The organism is Phycicoccus jejuensis (genome assembly GCF_000720925.1).
GTDB classification, from domain to species: Bacteria; Actinomycetota; Actinomycetes; order Actinomycetales; family Dermatophilaceae; genus Phycicoccus; species Phycicoccus jejuensis.
In genome coordinates, this window is sequence record NZ_JOEE01000014.1 from 25,002 (window position 1) to 35,697 (window position 10,696).

The following is a 10,696-nucleotide window of genomic DNA, read 5'->3' on the forward strand; positions in this document are numbered from 1 at the left end:
CGTGATGCCGCTGAAGACGAAGCTAGGGTGCCGCGTCGACCTTCATGGCGAAAACGTGGAGCGCAGGGTTGACGCACTCCGGGGTCGGCGTGCCACTGGCGCCCGTGACCGGCAGGGTCACGCTCGCCAGAGTCAGTGACGGGTCGGGCACGGGGTAGGTCAGTGCATACAGAACCGGCCTCTTGGTGGTGTCAACCGTGTTGGCGTCGGTTTTGACGCCGTTGAGGACCACGCGGCTCATGCTGGCATCAGCGGTTGCCAGCCACGCCGGAACGGTGCGGGGTGTGGGCACATCGGCGGGGTCCTCCTGCTCGCTGAATTTCATGCTCAGCTGGTTGTTCAGCGTGAGCGGCGTCGGGAAGCACGTGCTCGCCACGAGCAGGTGCACGGCCGTGGCCTTTTGGTTGACAGCGATTGCTTGTCCCAGTGCAACGACGTTGTCGTTACCGGCGTTCTCTGCCCCTCGAGTGAAGGTGAGAGAGCCTGCGGTCACGGTCATGGGGAAGTCGGCGCTGGCGATCGAGCGCTTCCCGCCGACGACGTCGATGTCGCCGCTGTCGCCCGGTGCGGTGATGCCGTTGTTGTTGTAGGCCGCTTGGAGGCTGGGGTACTGGACGCCGCCGATGAGCGAGGCGCTGATGTGATCCAAGCCCAACGAGTACGCAGGCAGGTTCGCGATCGTCGCAGTGATTCCGGTCCCGTAGGTCCGGTTGAAGGTGTACGCAGCCGCTGCGCTGTTGGTCGACGGTGCAGTGATCCACAGTGTGTGCGTTCCAGCGGTCAGTGTGCGTCCACCGAGCGCGATGAACTTCAGTGCCCGGGTGGGACTGTACGTGTCCAACACAAGCGGGGTCTTGGCGGCGTCCCCTCTGTTGATCGGGGCGGCATCGTTGTCAAGCGTGAACTGTGCCTTCGCGAAGTGGGTGTATGCGTGCATCCGGGCGCCCAGCGCGTAGTAGCCCGTTGTCGGGACGGAGAACTTGATCCCGAACTTCGATCCGTCGCCCGGCGATGGGAAGACCATGTGCACGTCGTACCCGCCTGAGAACCCCAAGCCTTGCGCGTCGTTACTGGCTTCCTTGTAGACGGGCAGGCCTGCTCCGTTGTTGTATCGGGAGTCTCCCTGACCCGCAGGCTGCTGGATGGGGAAAGCGGACTCGCCCTCGATCTTGTAGACGTTGCCGGATGACGAACCTGAGGGGGCGGCTTGAGCCACGTAGAAGACGTACGTCTCGCTATTCAAGCTGGAGTGGTGCGCGCCTGTGAACGCTCGCACTGTCAGCGTGTGGTACCCGACTGACAGCGTCGGCGCGGGGGTGAAGGTGGCATCGCCCGCTGAGGCCTCGACATAGCCGGTCGTTCCTGTGCCCTGGTCGTAGTTGCAGGTTGCCGCTTCCACCGTCGGCGGCGTCGTGTCGATGCCGTAGGAGAATCCGACGACGTCGGGGCGGTTGGTGGACAGCTGGAATGACCCTCGGCGGTCGGCGGGCGCACCCCAGGCCTTCTCCGGGTAGTCGAAGCTGGCAATTGTCGGGGTGGCTGGGGCGGCGGAGTCGACGCTGAAGTACAACTTGGCGCTGGTAGCTGTCCGGTCGGGGTTCTCTGGCGAGTCGGATTGCGCTGCGACGACGAGGTAGTAGTTGCCGTCGGGTAGTTCCGTTGGTACCTGCCAGCCATAGCTACTCTTCTCCGCGACGTGTCTGATTTCGCCGCTGGTCTTGAGGGCGGAGCCGGAGTTGGGGTTGGCGTAGATCCAGAACGTGAGGTCAACGGTGTGGATCGTCGGGTTGAGGTTGTCCGCTCTTGCGTAGAACGTGGGCTGGGGGACGTTGGTGAAAGGGCTCGAGCCGCACATGACCTTGTTGCTGACGTCCAGCCCGTACGGAGCCGATACGCCGAAGTCGTACACGACCTTGATCTCTGGGTTGTTGTTGAACTTCTTCCAGTAGTCCCAGTTGGTCTCGTCTGGAGAGATCAGGGCGAAGTAGAGGGTCGGGATGTCGCCCTTCGCGGCGTTGGTGAAGCGTTGCACCACTGCGGAGCTGGAGAAGGCGATGTCGGCGGGGGAGCCGTTGGAGCAGGCGCCACCTGAGGATGATTTCGTCTCGATGGCCGCGCTCTCGGTGCCGTTCCATGCGGTGCTGGAGGTGAACGCGCCAGCGCTCCAGAGCGTCACGGGTGTCGCGGAGCAGCTGGCGTTGTGGACCTGGCTCACGATGACGCTGGCGCTGTAGATCTGGGCAGTGGTTGACTGCCCAGTCAGGGCGGAGACGTCGAAGGAGAAGTAGGAGCGGGTGACGAACGTGGAGGCGCCGCAGTAGCCCTGGGCGTTGTAGCACTTGCCGACTCGCATCGGCTCGGCCGTGTCGTCGTAGTCCTTCCAGCCGTTGCTGTACAAGGTCAGGTAGTGCGAGTCGATCTTGCTGAGGCTCGGGTCGATCCTGACCGGGAAGGTCGTCTCGGGGTCGCGCAGCTCGTCCACGTCGGGCCGGATAACCACCTGAGTCGTGGCGGGCTGGTTCCTTCCGTCCGCGGTTCCCGAGTCGACGTCAACGCGCGTCGCCTGACCGGTTCCGGTGTTCTCGTCCGTGGGCGCGTCCGCGGAATGGGTTGCGTCCCACTGGTAGGGCTGAGGACCGGCCATGACGGGCTGACCCGCGTCGTCAACGACGGTGAGCGCCCCGTCAGACTGTGTGCTGAGCTTGACGCCGTCAGCCCGGGCGGTCAAGGTCAGCTGCTCGAGCTCGGGATTGGCGGCAGCTTCTGCCGTCTTGACCGTGATCAGCTGCTTGTACCCGGTTGGCGCGGCGATGAGGTTGAGGTCGACACCCGGAAGTACGTCGACGTAGGTGGCTGTGTCGCCGCTGACGACGGGGGCAGGTAGCGGGCGGGGCCAGGTCAAGCTGACGGTGCCCTGCTCGTCGCCCATGGTGACCAAGGGCCCGGTGCCGCCGCCAGAGAAGGTCAAGCCAACGGTTGCCGCGTTCGGCGAGAACGTGCCATTGCCGTTGCGGGCGAGTGTGTCATCGACCGGAACCCACTGGTCGTTCTTCTCGACACGGACGGGGAGTCGGCTGCTTGTCAGCTCATATCTGCCGTCGGGCTGGGCGAGCACTTGGCTGGTCTCGGTCGTCAAGTCGTCGACTGGAACGGCCTGCCCGCTCGCAACAGCTTCGTCCGTTGCTTCCGCCATCGCGACGCCGAGAGCATCATCGGTCTGCGAGGAGAGGGCGGCGGTTTTGCTTTGAGCCTGTGCCGTCGCAGGCGATGCCACGCACGTCGCACTAGTCGCCAAAGCTGCAACGGCGATGGCGGCAATTCGGCGTGCAAGACGGCTATCCATTCGAAGGTCCCCCTGGTGCGGATGCGTGTGGCTCGTCGCAGCGGACAGTAGCGTTCAACGCGCGCGACAACTAGAGGTTCACGAAATGTTGCGGTGCGGTCCCTGCTGGTTTGCTCGATCACTCGCGCAAGCCGGTCGTTGTCCGCTACGTTCCGGCAGGAAACTTGCGCCGGGGGGACTCGGCCAGCGAAGGGGATCGAATGTCGCCACGCCGTGCACCTCGCCCGATCGTCGCCCTTGTTGGTGTGCTCGCAACGGCGATGGTGGTCACCGTCGCCGCGCCCGCTGCCTCATCGGCCGCTCCTGAGCGCATCGACTACTCACGCCTTCCTAAGCCGCAGGTGTTCAAGAACCTGCCCCACCAGGACATGGTGAGCGCGGCGAAGAAGGAGACGGTTCGCCGTCACGAGTACGTGGCGGCAGGGCGAAAGACGGATAAGCCTTTCCCACAGTCCCTTTCGGTGAAGTTTGCCGCTGGGCAGCGGCGCGCGTCGGCTTCGGCGACCGGCATTAGCCTGTCTCGCCAAGCGGCCTCAGCCGGGCAGGCCAACGTGACCTTGCTGACGCCCGGTCAGACCAAAGCCCTCGGCGTCAACGGGCTGGCGTTCCAGGTCACTTCCGAAGATCCCAGCGTCACTCCGAGTGTCGACTTCTCCAAGTGGGCCCAGGCCGGTTCGGCTGGGTACGCACAGCGGCTGCGGCTGGTGCGCCTTCCTGCCTGCGCCGGTGGCAACGCCAACAGCAGCAAGTGCAACGTCGCCACGCAAGTCGCTAGCGCACAGAGCGCGAACACCATCACCGCAACGGTGCCCCCGGCTGTGTCGGGAGCAAAGCCGACCAGCACGACGACCACCTACGCGCTGACCTCGGGGGCATCTGGAGATACCGGATCCTTCGCAGCGACGTCACTCGCACCTTCTAGCACTTGGTCAGTCTCTGGTGCCGGCGGCGGGTTCAACTGGTCCTACCCTGTCCCGACACCGTCACCAGCGACTGGTTCAACGGTCGCTCCGAGTGTCTCGCTCGACTACAGCTCAGCCTCGGTGGACGGCAAGGTGGCCACCAGCAACAACCAGTCCTCGTGGGTGGGGCTGGGTTGGGACTACCAGCCCGGCTTCATTGAGCGCTCCTACCGCACCTGCAAGGACGACGAGAGCCTGCCCTCTGCATCGCAGACCAGCGACCTGTGTTGGGCGGGTGAGGTACTGACTCTGCAGTTCGCCGGTGGCGGTTCGGGCCGGCTGGTCAAGGACGACACACTCGACGTCTGGCGTGTGGAGCAGGACAACGGCGCCCGGGTCGAGCACCTCGACAAGGCGCCCAACGGCGCTCAAGGAGGGGAGTACTGGCGCGTCACCGACACCAGCGGCGTGCAGTACTACTTCGGCCTCAACCGGCCGCCTGGCGCCAGTGCGGCGCAGGAGACCAACTCGGTGCTGACGGTGCCGGTCTACGGCGCCAAGCCTGCCGACCCGTGCTACTCGGACACCGGGTTCTCGGCGTCCCGGTGTGCGCAGGCCTATCGGTGGAATCTGGACTACGTCGAGGACCCCAATGGCAATGCCGCGGTCTACTCCTACGCCAAGGAGGTGAACCGGTACGGTCCCAACTCCGGAACGAGCGGGGTCGCGTATGACCGGGCCGGCTACCTCACCTCGATTCAGTACGGCATGCACAACGACGCGGGCAGCGTCTTCACCACCCCCGCCTCCTACAAGGTCCTCTTCAACACGGCCGACCGGTGCACCGGTACCGGGTGCTCCTCGAGCACCGACCCGACTGTATGGCCTGACACCCCGATCGACCTCGAGTGCACCTCCGGCACGGCCTGCCAGCAGCACAGCCCCTCGTTCTGGACCCGCAAGCGTCTTGCCTCGATCGACACCCAGTACCGAACCGTTTCAGGCACCTACACCACCGTGGACTCTGTCGCCCTGAGCCAGTTCTACGCCGCCAACGGCCTGCCGACCCTCAACCTGGGCGGCATCACCCGTACCGGCTACGGCACCGACGGCTCGAGCATCACCATGCCGCAGGTGACCTTGCAGTACGCGGACTGGGACAACCGCGTCACCGGCGTCAACCAGCTCCTCAGCCCCATGGTCATGTCCCGGCTCAACCAGATCCGCACCGAGACCGGCCAGGCCATCGTCGTGTCCTACAACGCCGACGCAGGGCAGAACGGGCGCGCCAAGCCGGTGTGCACCTCGACCACCATCCCGTCCGACCCGTCGACGAACGCGACCAGCTGCTACCCCGTCTCATGGACGCCCCCGTTCGCCGCCAAGCCGGTCCTGGACTACTTCCACAAGTACGTCGTCACCCAGGTCTCCGTCAGCGACATCAACACCGTCGCAACCTCCGCCCCGACGCGCATCAGCACCTACACCTACCTCGGTGACCCGGCGTGGCACTTCGACAACAACGAACTGGTGCCCGCCGCCCGCCGGACCTACGGGCAGTTCCGCGGGTACGGCACCGTCGAAGTCCGTACCGGAAACCCCAACTCTTTCAGCAACGGCGTCGCCGACGCATGGACCCTGACCAAGACCAGCTACTACCGCGGCATGGACGGCGACCGACTCCCGAGCGGCTCTCGCCGCGTGGACCTCGGGGCGACAGACAACTCCGTGGTCGCAGACGCCGACGGTTTCGCCGACAACCCACGAGAGGTGCAGACGTTCGCCGGCACCAGCCGAGTCGGCTCAACGATCACGAACATGAGCGTCGTCGCCACCTCAGCTACGCACGCTCGCCCTGACGTCAACCCGCTCAAGGCAACCATCGTGCGAGCCGAGAAGGTCACCGAGCTCACCAACGTGCCCGCCGGCGGGACCACCCTGCTCAACGCCACCACGACGACCACCTACGACTCCCTCGGCCGGCCCGTCCGGGTCAACGAGTCCGGAAGTAGCGCGGCAACGCGCTGCACCGGCTTGACCTACGCCGACAACGAGACGGCCTGGATCCGTGACCGGCCGGCAGAGAACATCGTCTCTGCCGAGACCTGCCCAGCCGTTGGCACCGCGCAGACCACGAGCGCCGTCCTATCCCAAGGCCGGGTCTACTACGACAACAGCACCACGCTCGGGGCGGCCCCGAGCGCCGGCAACCCGACCATGACCCAGACGGCCCTCGACGCCGTGGGGGGCACCACCCGTTGGGCGAAGGCGACCACCAGCTACGACACGTATGGGCGCGCCAAGACGGCAACCGCCTACGCGAACGCCGCTGACAGCTCCACCGCGCGAAGCACCCTCACCACCTATCTGCCAGCTACCAGTGCACCGACCACCCAGGTCACCATCACCAACGCCCTCAACCAAAGCGCGACCACGAAGCTCGACCCGAGTCGCGGAGTGCCGGTGCAGAGCACCGACGTTGGGGGGCTGGTTACAGACGCCAAGGTCGACGCTCTCGGGCGCGTTGTCGCAGTGTGGAACCCGGGACAGTCCCGCGCCGGCAACGCCAACACGACCTACACCTACAGTCTCACCCAGACCGCGCCACCCTCGGTCACCACCAAGACGCTCGTCGACCCCGGTAACGAGGCAGCCGTCGGCTACGCGACCTCCACGCAGATCCTCAACGCGTTCGGCGACACACGTCAGACGCAGACCCAGACGGCATCCGGTCGCCTCATCACAGAGTCGTTCGTCGACTCCCACGGTTGGGTCATCCGCACGGAGAACGGCTGGCCCACCACCGGCGCACCGAGCACCACCGTGGCTTCCACCGCCGCCACCGGTATCGACAGCCGCACCTTCACCGTCTACGACGCGACAGGTCGCGCCACCCAGCAGACCGCCTACCAAGGCACTACGGCCAAGTACTCCACCAAGACCGTGTACTCCGGCGACCGCACCACCACCATCCCGCCCACCGGCGGCGTCACCACGACCAGCATCATCAACGGGCGAGGAAAGACCAAGGAACTCAACACCTGGACCGTCGCCCCAACCATCAGCGGCAACACGCTCTCCGGCGGGACCGCCGTCCGCACCGTCTACACCCTGGACGCGCTCGACCGTCTCAAGGCGCACACGACCGCCTACAACACTTCGGCCGCCTCGACCTGGGGCAACACCTACGACCTCGCCGGCCGCGTCACGGCAGCCACGGACCCCGACTCCGGTGCTCGGTCCACCAAGTACAACGACCTCGGCGAAACCATCACAACCACCGACGCCAAGAACCAGTCCTTGACCTACGCCTACGACAAGCTCGGCCGCAAGACCGGTCAGTACTCCGGCGCCACGACCACCGGCACCCAGCTCGCCGGGTGGACCTACGACACGCTCCTTGCCGGGCAGCCCACCTCCAGCACCCGCTTCGCCGGCGGCAAGGCATACGTCAAGGCGATCACCGGCTACGACAGCGTCACCGGCCGGCCCACCGGGACCAGCCTGACGCTGGACGAGACAGGGTTCCTTCCCAGCTACACCCGCAGCTACACCTACACCAGCACCGGGCAGCTCGCCACGGAGACCATGCCCGTGACGACCGACGGAACCCGCGGCGGGGTCTCCGTAGAGACGCTGACCCACTTCTACAACGCGATCGGACAGCTGACCGGCACCGGCGGCAAGAACGCCTACGTCGCCGACACCATCTACTCCCCATGGGGCGAGGTCTCCCAGCACGTCCTCGGCATCAACACCCTGCGGGCCACGCTCACCTACGACCGGGACGTCAACACCCACCGCGTCAACCACGTCGACTTCTCCGGCCTCATGGCCGACCCGCAGATCGCCGACATCACCCGCACCTACGACAACGCCGGCAACATCACCAAGACCGTCGACATCCAAGGCGGCGCCGGCGCAGCCACGCAGACCACCTGCTACAAGTACGACACGCTGCAGCAGTTGACCGAAGCTTGGTCCGCCACCGACGCCTGCGCGACCACCCCCACCACGACCAACAACACCAAGGTCGGTGGCCCGCAGAAGTTCTGGTACTCGTGGACCTTGGACGCGGCCACCGGGCGCCGGGACAAGCAAACGAAGAATGCAGTGCCCAGCGGTCCCGCCACATCCGTCACCGACTACAAGTACCTCGGGTACACGAACGGGACGGTCAGCAAGCCGCGCGCGCTCACTTCCACCAGCACCAGCACCAGCACCAGCGGCGCCACGACTGGTAGCACCAGCTACGGATACGACGCCAATGGCGCGACCATCTCTCGAACCGTTAACGGCGTCACCAACACCATCGCCTACGGCGCTGACCAGCGCACCAGCAGCATCAGCACCGCCGCCGGAACCATCTCCTTCCTCAACGACGCCGATGGTGATCAGCTCCTGCGGCGCGACCCGGGAGGCGTGACCACACTGTTTATGGGTGGCACCGAGGTCAAGTACACCGCTTCCACCAACAAGGCCGACACGACTCGGTACTACTCGCACGGCGGCGTCACCGTCGCCATGCGGACCAACCTCGAGGGCCTGACCTACCTCATGCGCGACCACCACGACACTGCCGGTGTCGCGTTCAAGGCCAGTGCTCAGACGGTCACCCGTCGTTTCACCGATCCCTACGGCAACGCACTCGGCACCCCGAGCGGCACCTGGCCGAACCAGCGCGGGTTCTTGGACAAGCAGTCCAACCCCGCTGGCATCGTCGACATCGGTGCGCGCGAGTACGATCCGACCCTGGGCCGCTTCCTTTCGGTCGACCCTGTCCTTGACCCGGGCAACCCCCTTCAGGCCAACGGGTACAGCTACGGGAGCAACAACCCGGTGTCATTCTCAGACCCGACGGGTGAGATCCAGATTGCGGGAGATACCTACGGTCAGGGTCAGTACCAAGACCCCTCTAGTGGCAGGGTCAGGAACCGGCCCGGCGACGGTGCCCGGGGCGGTCCTGGTGCCAGGACTCCTGGTGCTGGGGGAGCATGCTCTAGATGCGCCGATGTGCCAAGTCAGAACGACGCAAAGGCTTGGTTGAACGTGCTTTTGGCGCGTCAACGCGCTGAGGAACGGGCGGCTCACGAGCGGAAGGGCTACAACCCGTACATCGGAGGACTTGGGAGCAACAGGCCCTACCAGCCGGAGGGGAAGTACGACGCACTCGTTGCGTTGGGGATCTTCATTGCGCCGTTTGCAGTCGCGGGTTGCGTAGCGACTGGAGTAGTTGACTGCCTTGCTGCCGCCTACGCCGGTGCCGCCGACTTCGCTGCAGGCGGCTCCCTGTTGGGCGGAGCTGGTGTAGGTGGCGGTATGACCGCATACGTCACTCTTCGGGCGGCCGCCAAAGCAACGCCCGGCGCTGCGGTACGGCCAGTTGGTCAGGTGCTGGAGTCTGTGGAAGACGTAATAGCAAATCCGAGTCTCTTGGCGGGAAAGCATCCTGCCCAAGTTGAGAGCATCCTGCGCGGGAGTCCTGGCTGGGAGGTGGGGACTCTTGAGCGTGGCCGTAGTGCGGGGTCGGGTTGGACGTTCCGCGAGCGGAACTCGCAGGGGACCGACTGGACGGGACGGTACATTCAGTGGAGTCCCGGGTCGCCGCGTCACTTCAATGGCGAGCCCTATTGGAAAGTTTCCAGTGGTGAACTAGGCACAGTCAGGTTCGCGCAATGACCGAGATGCATCCCGCCCTGTTGGCGAAACTCGTACGCAGCGTGGCTGTGCTTGCCCTTCCGTATGAAGACCAAGTGTCATGGCTTTCCTCGTTGGGCTTGGGCCGTCCTGAGTTCACTGACGAGCTTGCGCAGGAACTGGGTGACGGTGCTCGGCTCGGTGGGCAGTTCGTGGATGCAGGGTGGCTCACGCCGGAAGCGTGTCAGAAAATCAATGAGATTGACGCTCTGCTGTCGTCGCGTGGAGGTCCTGCGAACGAAGAGTTCTGGCGACTGGAGGCCCTTCGTATGTCCCCTGAGTGGGCGCGAGTGAGGAAGCTCGCGCTCAGCGTCCTCGCCACCCTGTGAGCCGCGTCAGGACGGGCAGATGGTCGAAGGCGGCCCGCCCACGACGACCTCAGCCACTCTGGCGAACGCAGGGCACATGGCCGGAGCCTGACCCGCTTTTCCGGACACCTGAGCTGAGGCGATGATCGTCTCGGAGAGGAGTCTGGGATGCCTGCTGCCAAACCACCGGAGTTCCGGCGTCGAGCAGTCGAGCTGACCCGGGTGCCGGGTGCGTCGGTCGCGACGATCGCCAAGGACCTGGGGATCAGCGAGTCTTGCCTGCGCCGTTGGATGGTCAAGGACGACGTCGACGCCGGCCGCCGTGAGGGCCTGACCTCGAGCGAGCACGAGGAGCTGGTCCGGCTGCGAAGAGAGAACCGCCGTCAGGCGATGGAGATCGAGATCCTCAAACGGGCCTCGGCCTACTTCGCGCAGGAGAACGTGCT

At 65.4% G+C, this 10,696-nt stretch carries 4 protein-coding genes; 3 read left to right on the forward strand and 1 reads right to left on the reverse strand.

What is annotated here, in order from left to right:
* Window positions 1-22 precede the first annotated feature (22 nt).
* Window positions 23-3,274, reverse strand: a complete 3,252-nt coding sequence (locus tag IG69_RS0118725) for a hypothetical protein (protein ID WP_157577730.1) — start codon at window positions 3,272-3,274, stop codon at window positions 23-25.
* A 269-nt stretch (window positions 3,275-3,543) separates the two neighbouring features.
* Between IG69_RS0118725 and IG69_RS0118730 the strand changes: the two genes are divergently transcribed.
* From IG69_RS0118730 to IG69_RS0118740, 3 genes are all read left to right on the forward strand, one after another.
* On the forward strand, window positions 3,544-9,924 hold the full coding sequence (locus tag IG69_RS0118730) for an RHS repeat-associated core domain-containing protein (RefSeq protein ID WP_157577731.1): 6,381 nt from the start codon (window positions 3,544-3,546) through the stop codon (window positions 9,922-9,924).
* Window positions 9,921-10,271 (forward strand): hypothetical protein, encoded by a 351-nt coding sequence (locus tag IG69_RS0118735; protein ID WP_030529694.1) that lies wholly within the window; start codon window positions 9,921-9,923, stop codon window positions 10,269-10,271. The genes IG69_RS0118730 and IG69_RS0118735 overlap by 4 nt, the downstream gene beginning before the upstream one ends.
* Before the next feature lie 147 nt (window positions 10,272-10,418).
* A partial coding sequence (locus IG69_RS0118740; RefSeq protein ID WP_030529695.1) for a transposase occupies window positions 10,419-10,696 on the forward strand: 278 nt, incomplete at its 3' end.

Coding starts and splice junctions, on each gene's coding strand:
- IG69_RS0118730 (WP_157577731.1), top strand. CDS start 3,544: ATGTCGCCACGCCGTGCACCTCGCCCGATCGTCGCCCTTGTTGGTGTG.
- IG69_RS0118735 (WP_030529694.1), top strand. CDS start 9,921: ATGACCGAGATGCATCCCGCCCTGTTGGCGAAACTCGTACGCAGCGTG.